The 20835-nt window shown below is 50.6% G+C and carries 23 protein-coding genes; 19 read left to right on the top strand and 4 right to left on the bottom strand.

Going from position 1 to position 20835, the window contains the following annotated elements:
* Nucleotides 1-20 precede the first annotated feature (20 nt).
* The 5 genes from fliD to LG200_RS08345 are packed head-to-tail and all read left to right on the top strand — an operon-like array spanning nt 21 to nt 4136.
* Nucleotides 21-2024 carry a flagellar filament capping protein FliD gene (gene fliD / locus LG200_RS08365; RefSeq protein WP_226757108.1) on the top strand — a complete coding sequence of 668 codons (2004 nt, stop codon included), beginning with the start codon at nt 21-23 and terminating at the stop codon, nt 2022-2024.
* 20 nt (nt 2025-2044) lie between these two features.
* Nucleotides 2045-2497, top strand: coding sequence for a flagellar export chaperone FliS (gene fliS / locus LG200_RS08360; protein ID WP_226757107.1), 453 nt, complete (start codon nt 2045-2047; stop codon nt 2495-2497).
* A gap of 4 nt (nt 2498-2501) precedes the next feature.
* Complete coding sequence (locus LG200_RS08355; RefSeq protein ID WP_226757106.1) at nt 2502-2843, top strand: flagellar protein FliT; 342 nt, start codon at nt 2502-2504, stop codon at nt 2841-2843.
* The gene (gene fliK, locus LG200_RS08350) at nt 2840-3865 is read left to right on the top strand and encodes a flagellar hook-length control protein FliK (protein ID WP_226757105.1); all 1026 of its coding nucleotides are present in this window, start codon (nt 2840-2842) and stop codon (nt 3863-3865) included. Before LG200_RS08355 ends, fliK begins: the two co-directional genes overlap by 4 nt.
* On the top strand, nt 3858-4136 hold the full coding sequence (locus LG200_RS08345) for an EscU/YscU/HrcU family type III secretion system export apparatus switch protein (protein WP_226757104.1): 279 nt from the start codon (nt 3858-3860) through the stop codon (nt 4134-4136). Before fliK ends, LG200_RS08345 begins: the two co-directional genes overlap by 8 nt.
* A 53-nt stretch (nt 4137-4189) precedes the next feature.
* Here LG200_RS08345 and fliE read toward each other — a convergent pair whose 3' ends face one another.
* Nucleotides 4190-4555 carry a flagellar hook-basal body complex protein FliE gene (fliE, locus tag LG200_RS08340; RefSeq protein WP_226757103.1) on the bottom strand — a complete coding sequence of 122 codons (366 nt, stop codon included), beginning with the start codon at nt 4553-4555 and terminating at the stop codon, nt 4190-4192.
* 210 nt (nt 4556-4765) lie between these two features.
* Here fliE and fliF point away from each other — a divergent pair, with 210 nt between their 5' ends.
* The 14 genes from fliF (at nt 4766) to LG200_RS08270 (ending at nt 16915) form a co-directional block, all read left to right on the top strand.
* Nucleotides 4766-6505, top strand: coding sequence for a flagellar basal-body MS-ring/collar protein FliF (gene fliF / locus LG200_RS08335; protein ID WP_226757102.1), 1740 nt, complete (start codon nt 4766-4768; stop codon nt 6503-6505).
* Nucleotides 6498-7493 (top strand): flagellar motor switch protein FliG, encoded by a 996-nt coding sequence (fliG, locus tag LG200_RS08330; RefSeq protein WP_226757101.1) that lies wholly within the window; start codon nt 6498-6500, stop codon nt 7491-7493. The genes fliF and fliG overlap by 8 nt, the downstream gene beginning before the upstream one ends.
* Nucleotides 7486-8148, top strand: a complete 663-nt coding sequence (locus LG200_RS08325; RefSeq protein ID WP_226757100.1) for a flagellar assembly protein FliH — start codon at nt 7486-7488, stop codon at nt 8146-8148. The genes fliG and LG200_RS08325 overlap by 8 nt, the downstream gene beginning before the upstream one ends.
* On the top strand, nt 8145-9563 hold the full coding sequence (gene fliI, locus LG200_RS08320; protein WP_226757099.1) for a flagellar protein export ATPase FliI: 1419 nt from the start codon (nt 8145-8147) through the stop codon (nt 9561-9563). Before LG200_RS08325 ends, fliI begins: the two co-directional genes overlap by 4 nt.
* A 36-nt stretch (nt 9564-9599) precedes the next feature.
* Nucleotides 9600-10052, top strand: a complete 453-nt coding sequence (gene fliJ, locus LG200_RS08315) for a flagellar export protein FliJ (RefSeq protein ID WP_226757098.1) — start codon at nt 9600-9602, stop codon at nt 10050-10052.
* Nucleotides 10053-10067: 15 nt separating this feature from the next.
* Nucleotides 10068-11249 (top strand): flagellar hook-length control protein FliK, encoded by a 1182-nt coding sequence (locus LG200_RS08310; protein ID WP_226757097.1) that lies wholly within the window; start codon nt 10068-10070, stop codon nt 11247-11249.
* Between the two features lie 160 nt (nt 11250-11409).
* On the top strand, nt 11410-11901 hold the full coding sequence (gene fliL / locus LG200_RS08305; RefSeq protein WP_226757096.1) for a flagellar basal body-associated protein FliL: 492 nt from the start codon (nt 11410-11412) through the stop codon (nt 11899-11901).
* Nucleotides 11902-11910: 9 nt separating this feature from the next.
* Nucleotides 11911-12918 carry a flagellar motor switch protein FliM gene (gene fliM / locus LG200_RS08300; RefSeq protein WP_226757095.1) on the top strand — a complete coding sequence of 336 codons (1008 nt, stop codon included), beginning with the start codon at nt 11911-11913 and terminating at the stop codon, nt 12916-12918.
* Nucleotides 12908-13327 (top strand): flagellar motor switch protein FliN, encoded by a 420-nt coding sequence (fliN, locus tag LG200_RS08295; protein WP_226757094.1) that lies wholly within the window; start codon nt 12908-12910, stop codon nt 13325-13327. Before fliM ends, fliN begins: the two co-directional genes overlap by 11 nt.
* 61 nt (nt 13328-13388) lie before the next feature.
* Nucleotides 13389-13787, top strand: a complete 399-nt coding sequence (gene fliO / locus LG200_RS08290) for a flagellar biosynthetic protein FliO (protein ID WP_226757093.1) — start codon at nt 13389-13391, stop codon at nt 13785-13787.
* A 6-nt stretch (nt 13788-13793) separates the two neighbouring features.
* Entirely contained in the window at nt 13794-14546 is a 753-nt protein-coding gene (gene fliP, locus LG200_RS08285; protein ID WP_226757092.1) for a flagellar type III secretion system pore protein FliP, read from the top strand.
* A 15-nt stretch (nt 14547-14561) separates the two neighbouring features.
* On the top strand, nt 14562-14831 hold the full coding sequence (gene fliQ / locus LG200_RS08280; protein ID WP_226757332.1) for a flagellar biosynthesis protein FliQ: 270 nt from the start codon (nt 14562-14564) through the stop codon (nt 14829-14831).
* A gap of 9 nt (nt 14832-14840) precedes the next feature.
* Nucleotides 14841-15644: a flagellar biosynthetic protein FliR gene (fliR, locus tag LG200_RS08275; protein ID WP_226757091.1), complete on the top strand. Its 804-nt coding sequence runs from the start codon at nt 14841-14843 to the stop codon at nt 15642-15644.
* Between the two features lie 92 nt (nt 15645-15736).
* On the top strand, nt 15737-16915 hold the full coding sequence (locus LG200_RS08270) for an EAL and HDOD domain-containing protein (RefSeq protein WP_264193817.1): 1179 nt from the start codon (nt 15737-15739) through the stop codon (nt 16913-16915).
* Nucleotides 16916-16954: 39 nt separating this feature from the next.
* Here the strand turns inward: LG200_RS08270 and flgL are convergent, their stop codons facing one another.
* The 3 genes from flgL to flgJ all read right to left on the bottom strand — a co-directional run bounded on the left by flgL (nt 16955) and on the right by flgJ (nt 20832).
* Nucleotides 16955-17869, bottom strand: a complete 915-nt coding sequence (gene flgL / locus LG200_RS08265) for a flagellar hook-associated protein FlgL (protein ID WP_226757089.1) — start codon at nt 17867-17869, stop codon at nt 16955-16957.
* A gap of 14 nt (nt 17870-17883) precedes the next feature.
* Entirely contained in the window at nt 17884-19818 is a 1935-nt protein-coding gene (gene flgK / locus LG200_RS08260) for a flagellar hook-associated protein FlgK (RefSeq protein WP_226757088.1), read from the bottom strand.
* Between the two features lie 114 nt (nt 19819-19932).
* The gene (gene flgJ / locus LG200_RS08255; protein ID WP_226757087.1) at nt 19933-20832 is read right to left on the bottom strand and encodes a flagellar assembly peptidoglycan hydrolase FlgJ; all 900 of its coding nucleotides are present in this window, start codon (nt 20830-20832) and stop codon (nt 19933-19935) included.
* Nucleotides 20833-20835: the final 3 nt, after the last annotated feature.

Here is a 20835-nt window from a genome sequence, read left to right as displayed (position 1 = left end):
TCAAGTAAGCGAGGCTTATTATGGCATCTACAAGCGGAATATCTGCGAGCACAAATTTTGATATTGATTCTATCGTCAGTAGTTTGATGACTGTTGAGCAGCGCCCTGCGACTATACTTGCCCAGCAGAAAACATCGTATCAATCAAAAATCTCTGCTTATGCTACATTAAAAAGTTCGTTATCCACATTCCAGACAGCTTTAGCTAATCTTGCTACTGCTTCAAAATTCAAGGTGCAATCGGCAACTTCCAGCAATAGTGAAATCTTTTCAGCTACCGCTGATGGCAATGCCACACTGGGCAACTATGCGATCAAGGTGGGGCAGCTGGCACAGGCCCATAAGATTGCAACTTCCAGTTTCACTAACACTAGTGCTGCGGTTGGAACAGGCACCCTGACAATTACACTGGGTACTTATGATGCCACCGGGAATGTGTTCACTGCCAACCCGGACAAAACCGCCAAGACACTGACGATTACGGCAGAAAATAATAGCTTGGCTGGGATTCGCGATGCGATTAATGCAGGAGATCTGGGCGTTACTGCTTCGATTGTGAATGATGGTCAGAATGGTGGGCGTTTGGTACTGACATCCAAAGAATCTGGTGCCGCCAATAGCATCAAGATCTCTGTGGCGGATGCAGATGGAGCCAATACGGATGATGATGGCTTGTCACGCTTGGCTTATGACCCCACTGCAAGTGCAGGTGCGGGGAAAAACTTGGGAGAGTTGCAGGAAGCCAAGAATGCCAAGCTCAATATTGATGGCATCGATGTCGAAAGTTCCAGCAACGTTGTGACCGGGGTGCTTCAGGGCATCACCTTGAACTTGTTCAAAGCCAGTCCTGATACCAGTGTTTCGCTTGATATTGCCAAGGATTCTGCAAAGATTGAAGAGTCTGTGAATGCGTTTGTAAAGGCATTCAACGATTTTAATACTACATTACGTAATTTGACCAAGTTTGATGAGAGTACAACCGATTTTACACAGAAAAAATCAGGGGTTCTGCTTGGTGATGCAACAGCCCGCTCTATTTCATCCCAGATCAAGACAGCCCTGACTAGCTCAATCTCGGGCGCTGGCGATTTTAGTTCCTTGAGCCAGATTGGAGTCGCATTCCAGCGAGACGGTTCTCTTGCTGTTGATAGCGCCAAGCTCAAGTCCGCGATCGATACTAATTTTAATGATATTGCAAAATTATTTGCTGCAGTCGGATCTTCAACTGATCCAGAAGTCAGCTATGTCACCCAGGGTGCAAAAACACTGTCTGGTACTTATGCTGTCAATATTACCCAAGCTGCTACCCAGGCTACCCTGTTAGGTAGTGCTGCGCCAGACTTGAATATTGTTGCAGGAGTGAATGACGAGCTCAAGATTCGTATCGGAGATGGTGAGTACACTGTCAAGTTGGCAGCAGGCAATTATTCAACCATAGAGGATTTGGCGGCGGAATTACGTACAAAACTATCCAATGCAAAATCTTCGGCAGCGGTAACCATCGAAGGAGGAGCGCTGAAAATCACTTCCCCAGGCTATGGTAGCGCTGCGACTGTTGAAGTGACAGGCGGAAATGCTGGTGCCAGCTTGTTTGGGTCCAGCCCGGTTTCCACTGCGGGTCTTGATGTTGCCGGCACTATCAATGGGGTGGCTGCCACTGGTAAGGGGCAAGTATTAACAGGTTCCACCAGCGGTAATGCGGCAGAAGGCCTTGCACTACTGATACAAGGCGATACGCTCGGTAACCGGGGTACTGTTACTTTGAGCGTGGGCTATGCTTCACAGTTGAATACACTGGTAAAAAGTTTGGTAAGTGATGATGGTATTCTCGCTGCCAAAACCGAAGGTCTTGATAGTTCGATAGACCGCGTGACCAAACAGCAAGAGGCACTTCAAATCAGGCTGGATGCAATAGAAAAGCGCTACCGTGCCCAGTTTGTGGCACTTGATGTTCTAATGACCCAGATGCAAAACACTCAAAGTTATCTTACCCAGCAACTTGCGGCCATAAGTGCCAATAGCTAATTAATTTAAAAGGAGTATGTATGTTTGGATTTAATGCTGGTGTTAATGAATATGCCCGTGTGGGAGTGGAGACCGGTGTTGTGTCAGCTAACCCTTCACGCTTGATTGTCATGATGTATGAAGGCGCTATAGCGGCATGTAATATGGCGATTAAGCATATTGCCGAACAGGATATCGCTGGCAAAAGCGCCGCTTTGTCCAAAGCCATCATGATCATAGAGAGCGGCTTACGCTTGAGTCTTGATAAAAATGCCGGCGGCGAAATCGCTGAAAGCCTGGATTCTTTATATGCTTACATGAGCAATAGGCTGTATATGGCCAATCTTAAACGCGATATTGAGCCTGTTGAAGAGGTGGTAAGATTGCTGAATGATTTGAATGATGCTTGGGTTGTATTGGCAAATAATCCTGTTGCAACACAATCTGCCAGAAATCCAGCTGCGCAACATAACACTAATTTTGCTAAGGTTTGATTAAATGAGCGTTCAGGACACCCTGTCTTTATATGCTGCAGTGGTCGAAATTACCGATCAGATGCTGGATGCTGCCAAGCAGCATGACTGGGAGAGATTGGCCTTGCTTGAGGCTGAGTGCGCTGAGCGGATCAGGAGTGTGAGTTTAGGCACGTGCGATGAACCATTGATGGAGCCAGAACAAAAACTCAAGGTGGCCCATATCAAGAAAATTCTTGATTCCGACCGCGAGATCAGAAATATCATTGATCCATGGATGGTGAAACTCTCCGGTTTGTTAAGCAATAATGCTGCAAACAGGCAGATGTTTGACACCTACCAGCAGCTCATCCGGCCCAGCAGATGATCATCAAGCAATCTTCGGATCCAACCGGCATAGCACCGCTGGCGAGGGTGACGCCGGTACTGGCGACCGAGGAAATTGCAAACACCAATCAAGACCAGAATTTTCGTGCCGGGCAACTGGTCAAGGGGCAAAGCTATTTTGCGCAAGTAGTCAGCCGATTGCAGCCCGGGGTTTTTCAGGTGGATGTTCAAGGGACCAGCTTCAAAATGGAGTTGGGCCAGCAGGCAAATATAGGGCAGCAGATGATGCTAAGGTATGTACAGGATAATCCTGTTCCTACCTTTCGTATGCTGGGACAGTCTGCAGGGCAGGCGGAGGCTTTAGTTGCAAAACCTTTAAACTCTCCGCTAGCAACGCCTCTTCTACAGGGCAGTGCTAATGATGGTGTTACTACGGCATTAAGTGCTGGAGCCCGGATCCTTAGTCAGCAGCTTGCCCAGGCGGCCAATGGCGAGACATCTCAAACGGTGGCAGCCCAGACGGTACTTACTCATGCCCCACAAATGCCCCGCATCCTTGCTCATGATTTACAACGTGCCATTGTAAACTCCGGTTTATTTTACGAATCCCATCTTGAGCAGTTTGCTGCCAACAAGTTGCCTTTGAGCGTCATCATGCAGGAACCGCAAAACCAGCCAGGAGCGGCGGCAGAATCAATGATCAATAAACAGTTGGCTGTTCTTGAGAACCAACGCTTCCAATGGCAGGGAGAAATCTGGCCTGGGCAGAAAATGGACTGGCAAGTTCAATTGCATGAGGAGAGACTGGATGCGGATGGCCATGCTTCCAACACTGATAATTCTGAGGATGCTCCTGTATCAAGTAATCTCAAGCTGGAGTTGCCGGGATTAGGCAATGTTACTGCTAACATTTTTGTGCACGAAGGACATTTGCGCGTGCGGATTGCTGCCGGTGATGCAGATGCAGTTGCAACGATGCAATCTGCGTTGCCAGCTTTAGCCGAGGCGTTGACCACTCAAGGGCAAGTGCTTGATGTATTGACGGTGGTGCAAGATGAATAATCCTGTCTTACAACAGGCCGTTGCGCTCGCCTATGAGGCTGGAGATTTTGCCCCGCGAATTGTCGCCAAGGGTAAGGGATTGGTGGCAGAGCAAATCATCGCACGCGCCAGGGAGCACAATGTATTTGTGCATGAGTCCCGTGAGTTGCTGGCTTTGCTGATGCAAGTTGATCTTGATGATCATATTCCCCCCGCGTTGTACCAGGCGATTGCCGAAATCCTTGCCTGGCTATATCGGTTGGAGCTGGAGAAATCCGGTGAAGTTGTTTAGATAGTTTTCGATTCGTACTCAGTGCCACGCTGGGCGTGCAATGACTGGTATGCTCAAACCTGCATATTCATGATGTCATGATATGCGGATACCAGCCTGTTACGTACCTGAATGGTTGCCTGCAATGAAATATTGGCTTTTTGCCCGGCAATCATGACATCTGACAAGCTTACCTTGTCATCTCCCATGGCAAAGCTTTTACCCAGTTCTTCAGCCTTGACTTGAGTCTGGTTTACTTGGTTCAACGAGGATTTGAGCACTTCGGCAAAATCAACCCGACCTGTAGCTTCTGTTTTTCCAACGGGATTATTGCCAGCCAGGCCCTTGATTGCCGTTTCTGCTGATGGCTTCTGGGCTGCGGCTTTCAGCTGGGCCAGCATGGACTCGATCCTGCCTGAATCAATGGCTGAGGTTTTCATGGCTATCTCCTTATACTGCAGGTGACGTCTGCACTCATTTCAAGATGACAGCAGGTTAGCATGTAGGCAAACTCCTTATCTTGATGAATAAGGCATAAAAAAGCGCGTTATTCCGCTGATTAGATTTGTGTTGAGATCGTGATAATGGCATCGCAGTGATAAAGCGGTATCAAAACCTTGTAATCAGCCATAGGATTTAGGAGAAGGACCATGGCAGCAGCCAACGATGCGGCATTAGCCCCAGAAGCCCCAGCAAATCAGAGTTTTTTCAACTTCAAGTCCCCATTGGGAAACAAGTTGTTGCTGGTGCTGGGTATTGCGGCTGTGATTGCAGTAATGACAGTATTCTGGCTATGGAGCCAGAAGCCTGAGTATCGTGTGCTGTTTTCCAGTTATTCCGACAAGGATGGCGGGGCTATTGTTGCCGCACTGGAACAAATGAACATCCCTTACAAGATCGCTGACGGTGGAAGTGCCATCCTGGTGCCTGCCACCAATGTGCATGATGTACGTCTGAAACTTGCCTCCCAGGGATTGCCCAAAGGCGGCAATATCGGTTTCGAGTTGCTGGAAAATCAGAAATTCGGTGTTTCCCAGTTTGTTGAACAGGTCAATTTCCAGCGTGGTCTGGAAGGTGAGCTGGAGCGTACGATTCAATCGATAGGCGCAGTTCAGGCTGCGCGCATTCATCTGGCCATGCCCAAGGCCACTGTCTTTACCCGCGATCAGCAGAAACCTACTGCATCGGTGATGTTAAACCTGCATCCTGGCCGGGCGCTAGATCAGCGCCAGGTGAGCGCCATTGTGCATTTGGTTGCCAGCAGCGTACCGGATTTGCCAGTGTCCAATGTCACTGTGGTTGACCAGAATGGCAGCTTGCTCTCTGATAATGGCAAGGATAAAGGCCTGGGCAGCCTTGACGCTACCCAGATTAAATATGTGGATGATCTGCAGCAGAATATAGTGAAGCGGGTGGAGTCGATTATTGCGCCACTGGTGGGTGCCAAGAATGTGCATGCTGAAGCTAGCGCCGAGATTGATTTTTCCACTGTAGAGCAAGCGGCAGAAAGCTATAAGCCCAATCAGACACCTGATAGTGCCAGTGTCAGGAGTACCCAGACCAGCGAGGCGCAAACCCTGCCTGGCCAGGGAAGCGGCGGCGTGCCTGGGGCATTGACCAATCAGCCACCTGTGCCTGCAACTGCACCTATCACTACCCCTGCGCCTGCTGCCGATGCACCGACTACGACAACCAATGCCAATGTTGTCACGACTACGACTACGACACCTCCCGGCACCACAGTGACTACGCCGATCATGAATTCTGAAAAGAACATGATGACCAATTATGAGCTGGATAAGACTGTACGTTATCAGCAGCAGCCCATGGGCGGGATCAAGCGCCTGACTGTAGCAGTAGTGGTTAATCACAAGCAGGTCATTGACGCCAAGGGCAAGGTGACCAGCCGTCCATTGACTGAGGATGAAAAGAAGGAGATCAGTGATCTGGCCAAACAGGCGATGGGATTCAATGCAGACAGAGGCGACTCCTTGAGCGTGGTGAACAGCTCCTTTATGCCGGATATGACTGAGGCCTTTCCGGAAATACCTTTATGGAAAGATCCTGAAAATATTGAAATGGCGAAGGAATGGCTGAAGATGGGCATAGGCCTGCTGGTGCTGTTCCTGCTTTATCGGAAGTTGATGAAGCCCATGTTGCGGAAGTTGGCCCCGCCACCTGAAGAAACCGCTGAGCTTGCGAAAAGCGATGAAGAGGATCAGGATGCCATTGTGAGTCTTTCAAATACTGAAGCGGAAGCAGGAGTAGATGCCAGAAGCCCTGCGGAACGCGGATACAAGAAAAACCTTGAAACTGCACGGCAGATTGCCAAGGAAAATCCCAAGGTGGTCGCCAGTATCGTGACGAACTGGGTGAATAGCAATGAGTGATAATGGGGTAGTCAAAAGCGCTGTACTGATGCTGGCTCTTGGTGAAGACGAGGCAGCAGAAGTCATGAAATACCTGGGGCCGCGCGAGGTGCAGAAGCTTGGCAGCGCAATGGCGTCGATGAAGTCGATCGGCCATGACCAGGTAGAGTCGGTATTGACTGCTTTTATAGAGGAAACCGAGAAGAATACTTCTATCGGCCTTGATTCCGACGACTATATCCGTTCAGTCCTGACCAAGGCCCTGGGCGATGACAAGGCTTCCGGCCTGCTGAACCGTATTTTACAGACTCGCGACTCAAGCGGAATCGAGAGCCTCAAATGGATGGATGCGCAGACCGTAGCCGAATTCATCAAAAATGAACACCCACAGATTATCGCTACCATTCTCGTTCACCTCGAACCCGACCAGTCCGCAGAAATTCTTGGTTATTTCACCGACCGCTTGCGTCAGGATGCCATGTTGCGCATTGCCACGCTTGACGGGATCAAGCCTGCAGCCTTGCGGGAGCTGAACGATGTATTGACCAAGCTGTTAAGTGGCAATGAAAGTATCAAGAAACAGCAGATCGGCGGAGTCAAAGCGGCCGCTGAAATCATGAACTACATGAGCGGAGATAATGAAAGCTCTGTCATGGAAGGCCTGAAGAATTATGACGGCGATATGGCGCAACGCATCATGGATGAAATGTTCGTCTTTGACAATATCATGGAGATTGACGACAAGGGTATCCAGATCATGTTGCGCGAGGTCCAGTCCGAAACACTGATTGTGGCGCTCAAAGGCACAACTGAAGAGCTGCGTGAGAAGATATTCAGGAATATGTCCAGCCGTGCTGCCGAGATGATGAAAGAAGATCTTGAAAGCAAGGGGCCGGTCAAGTTGTCTGAGGTTGAGGCGCAGCAGAAACTGATATTGCAGACCATTCGCAGACTGGCGGACGAAGGGCAGATCATGCTAGGCAGCAAGGGAGAAGATGCATATGTCTAATGTGGTCATTCCCAAGGAGCAACAGACTGCTTATCAGCGGTGGGAAATGGCATCTTTCTCAGATCCTGACCAGGAGGTCAGTCAACCTGCCGTGCAAGTGCAGGAAAGTGAAGATCAGAAGACAGAGCGACTGGCGGCAGAACTGGAAAATGCCAAGCGAGAAGGCTATAAAATCGGTTTGCAGCAGGGTTTTGACGCTGGCATGGAGGATGCAAAAGCCCAAGCCAGGCAAGACCAGGAAAGGCTGCATGCAGTGCTGGACAGTTTCACTGAAGCCATAAAGACCAGTAATGAAGCCATTTCAGAGCAGTTGCTGGCCTTGGCTCTGGACATTGCCAAGGCCATGATCAAGAACCGGCTGCAAGTGGATAACTCCGTGATTCTTCCCATTGTGCAGGAGTCGATCTATTACTTATCTACCGTGCAAAAGCCTGCGAGATTGATAGTCAATCCTGAAGATGCCGCCGTTGTGAAAAAATACATTCGTGAAGATATGGCGGACACGACATGGCAGATCCAGGAAGATGCCAGCATAGAGCGTGGCGGCTGCATGGTGGAAACAGGCGACAACCAGATTGATGCAAGCAATGTTACCCGGTGGAAACGGATTTGCGATGCATTGGCCCAACACAATGATTGGGCAGAGCAGCCATGAGCAGTGCACAACTCCATCAACAGGGTTGGAAAGACTATCTGCGCGATTGCAGGGAGTTGCTGGAAATTGTTGAGCCGTTGGAAGTCTCTGGACGTATTACCAAACTGACAGGGCTGGTGATGGAGGCTGTAGGCATCAAGTTGCCGATTGGTAGCGCCTGTTATGTGCCCTTGGCCGAAGGGCGTCGTGTTGAGGCGGAAGTTGTGGGATTTGATGGCGAACGCATGCTGCTGATGCCCCAAAGCGGTGTGGATGGCGTTACTCCGGGAGCCAAGGTATTTGCCATGGAAGTTGCTGAAGCCCTGCCCAAGCCTAACCAGGCCAAGCATCCAAGACGCCGCGCCATTGATCGTGCAAGGCATTTGCCTGTAGGCGATGCCTTGCTTGGCCGCGTGGTGGATGGTGGGGGCCGGCCATTGGATGATCTCGGTCCCCTCAGTAATGAAAATAGCGTTCCATTAAATACGCGACCTCTCAATCCTTTGTCGAGGGCACCGATTGAAGATGTGCTTGATGTTGGTGTGCGGGCCATCAATAGCATGCTGACAGTGGGACGTGGCCAGCGCATGGGGCTATTTGCCGGTTCAGGTGTCGGCAAGAGTGTATTGTTGGGCATGATGGCGCGCTATACCACGGCGGATGTGATTGTCGTTGGGTTGATCGGTGAGCGCGGCCGCGAAGTGAAAGAATTTATTGAGCAGATCCTGGGGCCGGAAGGACTGGCAAGGTCTGTGGTAGTGGCCGCCCCCGCGGATGTTCCGGCCTTGATGCGTTTGCAGGGCGCAAGTTATGCCACGGCCATTGCTGAATATTTCCGCAATGAAGGCAAGAACGTCTTGTTGATCATGGATTCACTGACCCGTTATGCCATGGCTCAGCGTGAAATTGCGCTTGCCATTGGCGAGCCACCAGCAACCAAGGGTTATCCGCCTTCGGTGTTTGCCAAATTGCCAGCATTGGTGGAGCGTGCCGGCAATGGCAAGCCAGGGGAGGGTTCAATCACCGCCTTTTACACTGTTCTGACTGAAGGTGATGACCAGCAAGATCCCATTGCCGATTCTGCGCGAGCCATCCTGGATGGCCATATCGTATTGAGCCGAAGCCTTGCGGAGAGCGGACACTATCCGGCTATCGACATCGAACAGTCCATCAGCCGTGCCATGCATAATATTACGTCTGCAGAACATCAGAAGAATGCACGCAAATTGAAGCAACTGAATTCGCGCTATACCCGCAACCAGGATTTGATCAATGTCGGGGCCTATGAGGCAGGCAGTGATCCGGTACTGGATGAGGCAATACTCAGGCATGAGGCCATAGAAGCCTTTTTACAGCAGGATATTGCGGAGTCGGCGGCTTGGGGCGATAGTGTGAATGCGCTTGCCAATCTGGTTGATAATGGCGTTGTGCATTAATGATTGAGACTATGAGTGCAATTAGGGGAGTAATGCATGTCTAGCCAAAAAACAGTAGTGCTGAATACCTTGCAGGATTTAGCAGAAAAAGACGTGGATGCAGCGGCGGAGCGCTTGGGCGAGGCCAACAGGCAGTTGGCCGAAGTTGAAAAAAGCCTGGCAATCCTGATGCAGTACCGTGCTGATTATGCCAGCCAACGTGATAATGCCATGACTAATGGCATAACCGCAGAGGTTTACCAGAATTACCAGAATTTTCTCGGCAAGTTGTCCCAGGCGATAGTGAGCCAGACCGAAAGTGTGGAGCGGGTGCGCCATGTTTGCCACTTGCGCAAGCAGGAGTGGCAGGAATGCCAGAAAAAGAAAATGTCTTACGATGTTCTGCTGGAGCGCGCTGAAAAGCGGGTACAGCTGGCAGAGTTGAAAAAAGACCAGAAGATGATGGATGAGTACGCCATGCGTGCCAGTAGGAACAATACCCGACAATAATCGGCCAAGGAAAATATGATGCAGAATATCCCACTTCCCTCCTCAGCCAATCAGGCAGTCATCAATAATGCTGCTGCAACTGCCGCTGCGACGAAAAAGAGCAGTCAGCCCGTCAACGGGGAAACCTCAGAGTTCCAGCGCATGCTGGCCAAACAGGCAAAGCGGGAGGCAAGCGAGGCTGCGCAACATCAAAATGCCAGCGAGCAAGCGGTGCAGCGTCAACGTCAGCAATTGATTGTAAAACCAGGGGAGTCGCAGGGAGCATCTGACACGTTGCCATTGGATATCAATCCGGTTGCAGAGGCAACAGCAGCTGAAGATGATATTGGCATTGATGTGGATGTAGCCGTATTTGATCAAAAAAGCGAAGAGGAAAACCTGGTACTTCAGCAGGCGATGACACAAGTGATGCCGCCTGTGAAAGAAAATGCAGAGATGGTTTCGGTTGTACCGGTAACACCTGAGGCTAAAAAACAGCCTGTGACGGCAGATATTCCTGAGGAAGAGCCAGGGCTGAATAGCAAGAGGGACTTACTGTTTGACAAAGATGCCATAAAAAAAGAATTGATTGGCAAGGCAGAGGCTGGTGTTCCTTTTGAAAAAGCGGCAAAGACAGTGCCGGAGTCTCAATTGGTTGCCGCGCCTGTGCTTGATCACGCTCAAGATGGCGACCAGTTTGCGGATGCGCTGGCCCGGGTCAATGTACAGGCACCCGCGTTAGCTAATCCCGTCACGCAAGCGATTACACCTCAATCCCAGGCTGGAGCTGTAGATATGCGGAGTACGCAGATTGCGGTGCCATTCGGTCAGGCTGGATGGAACCAGGCCATCGGGCAGAAGGTGGTATGGATGGCTGCTGGTGGTGAGCAGACTGCCTCGCTCACACTGAACCCACCTGACCTTGGTCCGTTACAGGTCGTGATCCATGTTCATAATAACCAGGCAGACACCACATTTCTGTCTGACCAGGCAGATGTGCGTCGTGCACTGGAGGACGGTATGGCCAACCTGCGCGATATGATGAGCCAGTCCGGCCTGCAGTTGGGCCAGGCCAATGTGCGTTCTGGGCAACAGGATGCGCGTCAGCAACAGGGAAGCGGTGCCTCGGCAGCCAGCGCAACTGATACCGGCAATGACAGCAATCAGGTAATGGCCAATGCAGCCAAGGTGATGGGCCTGGTGGATACTTTTGCCTGAACATTCATGACCTAGCTCTTGATTCACCCTGATATTAAGGGATATACAAGCCAATTTTTGGATTTGACCTAGTTTCCTCCTTCTATTTCGTGCATTCTATCGTTGCATTTCTTTCATAATATTTCAAACGCGATAGTCATTCGGCAAGAAGGGTAGAAACATGGCAGAGCAAGAGGCGGCAAAAGAAGTTCAGCCGAAAAAGTCCAAGAAAATATTGATCCTGGCAATTGTTGGTGGCTTGCTGGTGGCTGCTATTGCAGGAGGTGCGGCCTGGTATTTTGGCCAGCATTCCAGTGGACATGATGCAAAGCAGAAGGAGCAAAAAAAAGTTGTCAAGGACCCGGTGTTTCTTACCCTTGAAACTTTTACAGTTAATTTGCAGCCTGATCCTGAAGACCAATATCTGCAAACTGATATCAGTGTGCAAGTAGAGGATCAGGCACAGGCTGACCTGATCAAGTTACATATGCCCAGCGTGCGTAGCCGTATCCTGATATTGCTAAGTAGCAAAAAATCTTCCGAGCTGTTAAGTGTTGAAGGGAAAAAAGCATTGACCGCCGAGTTGATTGCACAGCTTTCTGAGCCCTTTGTCGCGGGTGAAAAGCCGCAGCTTGTCAAGGCAGTATTTTTTACTTCCTTCGTGATTCAATAACCTAATACCATGGCGGATAATTTTCTTTCCCAGGAAGAGGTCGATGCCCTGCTAAGGGGGGTGACCAACGAGCAGGAAGATGATACCCCTGCAGCCGATCCTGCCGGGGTACGTAACTATAACCTGGCTACCCAGGAGCGCATCGTCCGTGGGCGTATGCCAACGCTGGAAATTATCAATGAGCGGTTTGCTCGCTTGCTCAGGATCGGCTTGTTCAACTTCCTGCGCCGTACTACCGAGGTATCGGTCGGCCCGGTCAAGGTGTCCAAATACAGTGAATTTATCCGTAACCTCGTAGTACCCACCAACCTCAACCTGGTTCAGATGAAGCCCCTGCGCGGTACTGCCTTGATGGTGTTCGATCCGACACTGGTTTTTCTGATCGTCGATAACCTGTTTGGCGGGGATGGACGCTTTCATACCCGTGTGGAAGGACGTGATTTTACCCAGACTGAGCAGCGGATCATCCAGCGGATCCTGGCGATTGTGTTCGAGACCTATGCCAAGTCCTGGGAGCCGGTTTATCCGTTGGAGTTTGAGTACATCCGTTCGGAAATGAATACCCAGTTTGCCAATATTGCAACGCCCAATGAAGTAGTGGTTTCTACCACGTTCAATATCGAGCTTGGTGCCTCCAGCGGCGAGGTGCATTTCTGTTTCCCCTACTCGATGATAGAGCCGATACGGGATGTGCTGACATCGCCTTTGCAGGGTGAGACCCTGGGGGTTGATAAGCGTTGGGTACGGCTGATGACACAGCAGATCCAGAGTGCCGAAGTGATGCTGGTGGCGGATCTTGCCAAGGCCGACATGATGCTTGGCGACATACTCAACATGAAGGTCGGTGATGTGATACCACTGTCGATTTCGGAAAATATAGAAGCTAAAGTGGACAATGTGCCGGTCATGCAGTGCAAGTACGGAATTTTCAATGGTCAATATGCATTGCGGGTGGAAAAGTTGCTGCGATCGAATTCAACCGAATATGTAAAAGGAGAGGAACCCTATGGCGATTGATCCAAATGACGCAGAAATAATGGATGACTGGGGCGCAGCCATGGCGGAGCAGAGCGAGGCCGAGGCAGCTGTGTTGCAAGACAGCAAAGCTGAGCAAGCACCGGTATTTACCGAATTTTCTGCCAAGAACAAACTGCATGAAACACAGAACGATATTGATTTCATTCTTGATATCCCGGTACAGCTGACGGTTGAGCTGGGCAGAACCAAGATTGCGATCAAAAACTTGCTGCAACTGGCCCAAGGCTCAGTGGTTGAGCTGGATGGCATGGCTGGTGAGCCTATGGATGTGCTGGTCAACGGTTGTCTGATTGCCCAGGGCGAAGTGGTGGTGGTCAATGATAAATTTGGTATTCGCCTGACCGACATCATTACTCCGGCTGAACGCATCCGCAAGATCAACAAGTAAGCCCATGATGCCACGTGTGTTCATCAAGCCAGTTTGCTTGACAAGTGTCTTGTTGCTGGGAATGCCTATTTTGATACAGGCGGCCGAGACTCAGGAAGTATCGCCTACTGGCAGCCTGCTGAGAATGATTCTTGGCCTGGCTATCGTTCTTGGGGTAATGGTAGCCATTGCATGGCTAATGAAACGCATGACGCCTGGTTTGAACCAGCATCAGTCGGTCGCACGCATTGTCGGAGGCGTCAATGTGGGCAGCCGTGAAAAAGTGGTGGTGGTTCAGGTGGCAGATCGCTGGATTGTGGTGGGTGTTGCTCCCGGGCAGGTCAGCAGCCTGGCCAACCTGGAAGCTGGGGCTGATATTTCTGCCATTGTTGCCGAGCAGGCTGCAGCTACCCCGAGCACACCTTTCTCAGCCTGGCTGAAAAAGGCCATATCAAAAAAATCTATGTCAGAAAATCCCTGAAGCATCATGCAAAAACGCCTGATCCAATATCTGTCTTTTGGTCTGTTGTTGATTCTGCCAGTGCTGTCTGGTGCAGCCGAGCCTGGAGGTGTTGGCCTGATCAATAGCCAGCCTGCAGCTGGCGGTGGGCAGAACTACTCGCTCAGTATTCAGACGCTGTTGTTATTGACATCGCTGTCATTCCTGCCGGCAGCATTGCTCATGATGACAGGGTTTACACGCATCATCATCGTACTGTCCCTGCTGCGCCAGGCATTAGGCACCCAGTCATCGCCGCCCAATCAGGTATTGGTAGGTCTTGCGTTGTTTTTAACCCTTTTTGTCATGAGCCCGGTATTTGATCGGATCTATACGGAGGCTTACCAACCATTTGATGAGGATCGCATTTCCATGCAAGAGGCCATGGTGAAAGGGGCGGTGCCGCTCAAGGAATTCATGCTCAAGCAGACGCGTGAGTCTGACTTGGCCCTGTTCCTCAAAATGTCCCGCAGCGAAGCCGTGGAGAAGCCTGAAGATGTACCCCTGCGAGTGTTGGTACCTGCATTTATGACCAGTGAGCTGAAAACAGCATTCCAGATCGGTTTTGCTATTTTTATTCCCTTTCTCATCATTGATATGGTGGTAGCCAGCATCCTGATGTCCATGGGGATGATGATGGTTTCGCCTGCCATTGTGGCATTGCCATTTAAGCTGATGTTGTTTGTGCTGGTGGATGGGTGGCAGCTGCTGCTTGGTTCACTGGCGCAGAGTTTTTATTGAGGCCTGACGATTATGATGAGCCCTGAAAGTGTCATGACCATAGGCCAGCAGGCCATGGAAGTATTGTTGCTTATAGCGGGCCCGGTGTTGCTGGTGGTGCTGATGATTGGCCTGCTGGTCAGTATTTTTCAGGCGGCCACCCAGATTAACGAAGCTACTTTGACGTTCATTCCTAAACTGGTTGGCGTATTTGCTACCTTGCTGATTGCAGGCCCATGGATGCTATCCGTATTCACTGATTATCTGCGCCATGTACTGACAAGCATCCCCTCCTTGGCAGGCTAGACAAACTCTATGGTCACAGTCAGTAGCGAGTTCCTGCAGGTATGGATCGCCACGCTGTTCTGGCCTCTCACGCGCATTCTTGCCTTTATGGTGGCAGCTCCCATATTCAGTCACCGGGCATTGCCCAATACCATCAGGTTGGGATTTGGCTTGGTGTTGACATTGATGCTGATCCCCACCATGCCGGATATTCCTCCATTATCGATATTTTCCATGAGTGGCCTCTTGATCCTGGCGCAGCAGATACTGATAGGGGCCGCCATGGGGTTCAGCTTGCGTATTATTTTTGCTGCCATTGAAATGGCAGGCCAAGCTTCCGGAATGACGATGGGGCTTGGGTTTGCCAGTTTTTATGACCCTCAGACCCAAGGCCAGAGCACGGCAATTGGACAGTTTCTGGTTGTACTATCCATGCTGATATTCTTTGGGATTAATGGACATCTGGTTGTGATTTCCACGCTGGCTGACAGTTTTCAAAGTTTTCCGATTACAGCTGAGCCCAATTTTCATATAAATCCATATAAAATTGCCCTATGGGGCGGCAAGATATTCAGTGTAGGCTTGCTGATATCACTGCCGATTGTAACTGCACTGCTGATGGCCAATATGGCATTGGGTATTCTGACAAGAACGGCACCACAGCTTAATCTTTTTGGGATAGGTTTCCCTATTACCATAGGGCTGGGCTTTTTGGTGCTGACGCTGGCTTTGCCACATATGTTGCAACCTGTGCAGAAATTGATGTATGAAAGCATGAGCTTTATGCAGGAAATAGCGCAACCTGTGCGGGCAACCCTGCCTCGCCCTGATTAGCAGATGGCGATAAATGCCAAGCAGCAGAATATCAATATTGAGAGTTTGATTGTATGAGACAAGACCAGGCATTCATTGGCCGACAGCCAATCATGAATATTAACCAGGATATCGTGGCGTATGAGCTTTTCTTCCGGCATAGCGGAGAAGCGACTACAGCTGTGTTCGAGAGCAGCTTGCAGGCCTGTACCCGGGTGCTGGTGAATACAATCAGCGATATGGGCGCCCAATGGTTGCTTGGCGACAAGATGGCTTTCATCAACGTCAGCGAGGAAATGCTGCATAGCGAATTCCTGGAGTTGTTGCCGCCTGCAAGAACTGTGCTGGAACTGGCAGATATCACAGTGCCTGGACCTGCAATGGTGGAACGTTGTCAATTTCTGCGCAAACGTGGATACAAGATAGCGCTCAAGGATAAAGGCACTTCATTGCTGGGATCGCCGCTGATCGATTGTGCCGATTTCATCAAGATCGATATCCTTGCATTTTCAATGGATGAGGTTGCCAAGCGCTTTCTGGATTATCAAAGCTTGACTCTGAAGATAGTGGCAGAAAAAGTTGAGCATCAAGAGCAATATGAACTCTGCAAGAAAATAGGCTTTCATTTGATCCAGGGGTTTTATTTTGCCCATACTGAAACCTTCACGGCCAAGGTAATCAACCCCGCATTTACCGCAGTGCTTGATCTACTTAACATGGTCAGCCGCGATGCGGATATACAAGAGATAGAAAGCGGATTCAAGCGCGATGCCGCACTTTCTTTCAAACTTTTACGTTATATCAATTCTGTCGGGTTTGGGCTTTCATGTGAGATCCAGTCAATTCGCCATGCCTTGACTATTATTGGAACCAAGCAGCTTTACCGCTGGTTGACACTGCTCATGGTGACGGCTGGGGAGAATTCCGCAGCTCCTGCCCTCATGAAAACCTCGATTACCCGTGGGCGTCTGACTGAATTATTAGGCGAGGGTTATTTTGACAAGGCCGGCCGTGACAACCTGTTCGTAGTGGGAGTGTTTTCCATGCTGGACCGCATGCTGGAAATGCCGATGGAGCAGGTTTTGGAGAAGGTGGACCTGCCTGAGGCTGTGCATGATGCCTTGTTGCATCGAACAGGGGTTTACGGACCATTTCTTGAACTCGCAGAAGCCTGCGAGAGCCAGGATGATACGCGCATGATTGCACTTGCCAACAACCTGCAGCTTGACCCGAATAAAGTGAACGATTGCCATATTGCCTCGCTCTCCTGGGTGGAGGAGTTGGGCATCTGACCATGCTATGCATCCATAGCCTGGGCTATGGATGCTGTATTACAACAGGTTGAACAGGGACAGGCTGGTGATGGCAACAAACGACTTTTGTGCTGCTTCCAGCACCGTTTGTTGCTTGGTCAGGTCAGACAGTGCCTTGGCATAGTCCAGGTCCTGGATTTCCGATAAGGACTTTGCATATTGCAGGTCACGGTCGCTACCGTCGGTATTGAGGGATTCCAGCTCTTTTAAACCTGAGCCATTGCGTGCACGTACAGTCAGTACATTATCCATGGTAGCTTGCAACGAATTGATAGCGGTATCTAGCCCATCACGCAGCGCCTGGGCTTCTGCATCATTGGTCACTGGGGTATCAAGCAGGTTGGCGATCTGGGTCAGGGTAGCAAATACATCATTGCCATTGGACTGGAAAATATTGGGAGCGGTATCGGTCACTGCCAATTGTCTGCTGCTGGATACCTGCAGCTTGCGCACTTGGTCATCGCCGTTATAAGCCACCCCGGTTACTGTTTGCGTATAAGGTGCAGTATCGGTCTTGTATCCAGAATAAAGGTAATTGCCACTACCATCCTTGGCATTGGCAAGCGCTATCAGTCCTTCCAGGTTATTGCGCAAGTCTATGGCAAGATAGCTCCGCTGGGTATTATCGTAAGAGGCATTACCGCCTTCCAGCAAGGTGGATTTCATTGCCAGCAGCATGTCGGTGACGCTGTTCAGGTTGCTTTCAACGGTATTCATGCCGTTTTCTGCAAACTGGCGGTTGCGGGCAAACTGGGTATTGATACTTTGTGAATTCTGTATGCCCAACGCCCGGGCAGAGCCTACAGGATCATCGGCTGGCGTCAGGATGCGTTTCTTGCTGGAAATCTGCTCCATCAACTTGCTTTGTTCAGCCTGTATCTGCGAAAGCCTGGTTACGCCGTTCTGATACATGGTATTGGTACTGATGCGCATGATAGACCTCGTGTTTAGCGTATGGACAACAATGTGTCGAACAGGGTACTGGCGATTTGCATGACTTTGCCTGCTGCCTGGTAAGCCTGCTGGTAACGAAGGAGGTTAACCGCTTCCTCATCCAGGTTGACGCCGGACTCGGATTGCTGCGTAGTCAATGTCTGTTTGAGTAGTTCATCTTCCGCGGCACCGGTCACCTGTAATTCACGCGTACGGTTGCCGACGAAGCTCACCAGCTGGTTGAATACATCCTGATAGGAAGCAGTGCTGTTATTCATGGTCTTGCCTGTTTGCAGGGCTGCGAGCTGCAAGGCGTTGCGGTTGTCTCCTGAAGCATTGCTGGTATTGGCGCTAATGGTGAACTGGTCGCCAGTTGCCGGTGTGCCGCTGATACTGAAGCTCAGCCCGGCGACACTGATGCTTGCACCCGCTGTATATGGCACGCTGCTACCGGCTGGATAGGTAGTCGAGCCGCTGGAAGTCGTGACAGTGATGGCTTGGCCAGCGGGAAATCCACTCAGGTTGCCGCTACTGTAATTGACGGTGAAAGGCGTGGTCAGCGGTGCGCTGGCATAGTTGCTGTCAACCTTGATGCTGCTGATGGAGCCGGAGCCGGTATTGGCAGTGTCAGCGACTCCTGCAACGGCTGGTGCACCGGCCGCTATATCTGCGATCTGTGATATGGCCATGCTGATATTATTGGCTGCATTGGCCGTTGGGCGAATAATAAACTGATCTCCAGAGTTCATGCTCCCGGAGCTGATGGAGAAGCTGACGCCGTCCATAGTCTGGGGCAGGCTGGTAAACGATTGCGTTACACCATCGCTGATACGCGTGATGGTGTAGTTGGTGCCATCGTAGCGTAAGCGGTAATCGCTGGCGGCCAGCACATTCGCATTGGTGATGCTACTTTCCACATTTGCAGTGCCAGTGTTGTAGGTACTACCGTTAACTTCAGGCGCCGGGATGTTGAAGAAATTGCCACCTGGGATACCATTTGCAGTCAACCCCTGCTGGTGCTGGGTATTGAATGATTGGGCAAGTGCAATCGCAATCTGGCCCAAGGTGTTCTGGGTCGTATCCAGCGATTGGCTGCGATATTGCAGTACGCCACCTATAGTGCCGCCCTGCAGGCTTTTTTCCGACAGGATGCTGGTAGTGCCTCCTGACTGGTATGCGACTTCTAGCCTGCTGGGATCGGTGGGGGAGGCAACAGTGGTCAAAGAATATGACTTCATCCCGGAAACCAGCGGAATGCCGTTGCCGATGAATACATTGTATTTATTGCCATCCTGTACCACTACAGTGGCCTTGATTTCCTTATTGAGCTGCAATACCAGCTGGTCACGCTGATCAAGCAAATCATTGGGAGGCTGGCCGGTACTGCTTGTGGCTGCATCAATGGCCTCATTAAGGCGCGCAATTTCCTTGGCATAGGTATTTACCGAGGCCACGCTGGTGGTGAGTTGTGCATTGACGTTGCTCTGCATTTCCTGCAGACGTTCTCCCAAGCTTTGGAAGCGGCTGACCAATGCTTCACCTGAAGAAATGACCGCTTGGCGTGCAGCAGGATCATTGGCGGCCGTGGAAAGATCATTGATGGAGTTGAAGAAGTCCTGTATCGCAGGTGAAAGCCCCGCGCTGGAGTCTGCCAGCATGCTGTTAATCTGGTTGATATTGCTGAGCTGCGCATTGATTGCGCTGCTGATTGACTGGCTATTGTTGAGTTGCTTGGTCAGCAATTCATTATAAACACGCTTGACCGTATCGACTTGTGTCCCCTGGCCGATAAAGCCGAAGCCCCAGTTCTGTGCTTGTGCAGTGGACTGCACAATTACCTGGCGCGAGTAGCCATCAGTGGATGCATTGGCGATATTGTGACCAGTGACATTGATGCCGACCTGGGCCGCATTCAATGCCGTTTTGCCGATGTTGAATATACTGGACATGATGGTTATCGATCAGTTTACCTAAGTGTCAATTACTAGAATGAACGGCATAAAATCTGGAAACTTTATCCAGGGATGCTGCAACAGCGGCAATAGTCCTGGTAATTCAGTGATCTATACTGTCCGGTTCACGTTTTCTATTACGCGCTGTAGTTTGCTGGCATACTTTGGATCAGTGGCATAACCAGCATCCTGCATGGCCTGGGCATATCCTGCTGCACTATCCGTATTGGCCAGCACTTTCTGATAGCGCGGATTGTTCTGCATCATGCTGGCAAAATCGCGGAAAGAATCTGCATAAGAGTCATAAGCACGGAACTTCTCTATCCGTTTTTGCGGCATGCCATTAATGTATTCCGTAGTAACGGCTTCTACCGTCTTGCCCTTCCAGCTCGCCCCCGCCTTGATGCCGAACAGGTTATTGCTGGCAGTGCCATCAGTACCTACGATCTGTCGTTTGCCCCAGCCGCTTTCCAGCGCGGCCTGTCCAAGCATGAGGTTTGCAGGAATGCCGCTGTCATTGCTGGCTGCTTCTGCATGTTGCGTCATCTGCTGCATGAATTCCTGTGCGCTGCGGGGAATGCTGGCATGGCTAGTATAGGCTGCTGTCTGTGCGCTGCGGGAAGTAGCGGAAAAGTTGCTGGGTGCAGAAGGGGAGAACGAGTTATTGCTTTCATCCTCCAAGTTTCCTGTGCCATCACTGATCCCGCCTTGTAACTGGCGTGCCAACATATCGGCCAGCCCAATGCCACGGTTGGCGATTTTCTGACTCAGTTGCTGATCCAGCATGGTGGTGAATGTGCGGCTTTGTTCACTGTCAAACATGCTTTCCTTGGGAGTGGCATCGCGCATGCTCTTAAGCATCATATTGACAAACAGGGCTTCAAACTGCGTGGCTGCTGCCTTGATGGATTCCGGGCTATTTTGATGCGCAGCCTGTTTTAATGTATTCAGGCTGTTGGCATCGGCGGCAATCTTGCTGCCGTAGTCGGGGGTGAAGTTGGGAATGGCCATCAC

The sequence above is a fragment of the Methylobacillus caricis genome (assembly GCF_020532705.1).
GTDB classification, from domain to species: Bacteria; Pseudomonadota; Gammaproteobacteria; order Burkholderiales; family Methylophilaceae; genus Methylobacillus; species Methylobacillus caricis.
The sequence above is the reverse complement of the archived record's forward strand: the minus strand, read 5'-3'. Positions and strand labels throughout refer to the sequence as shown.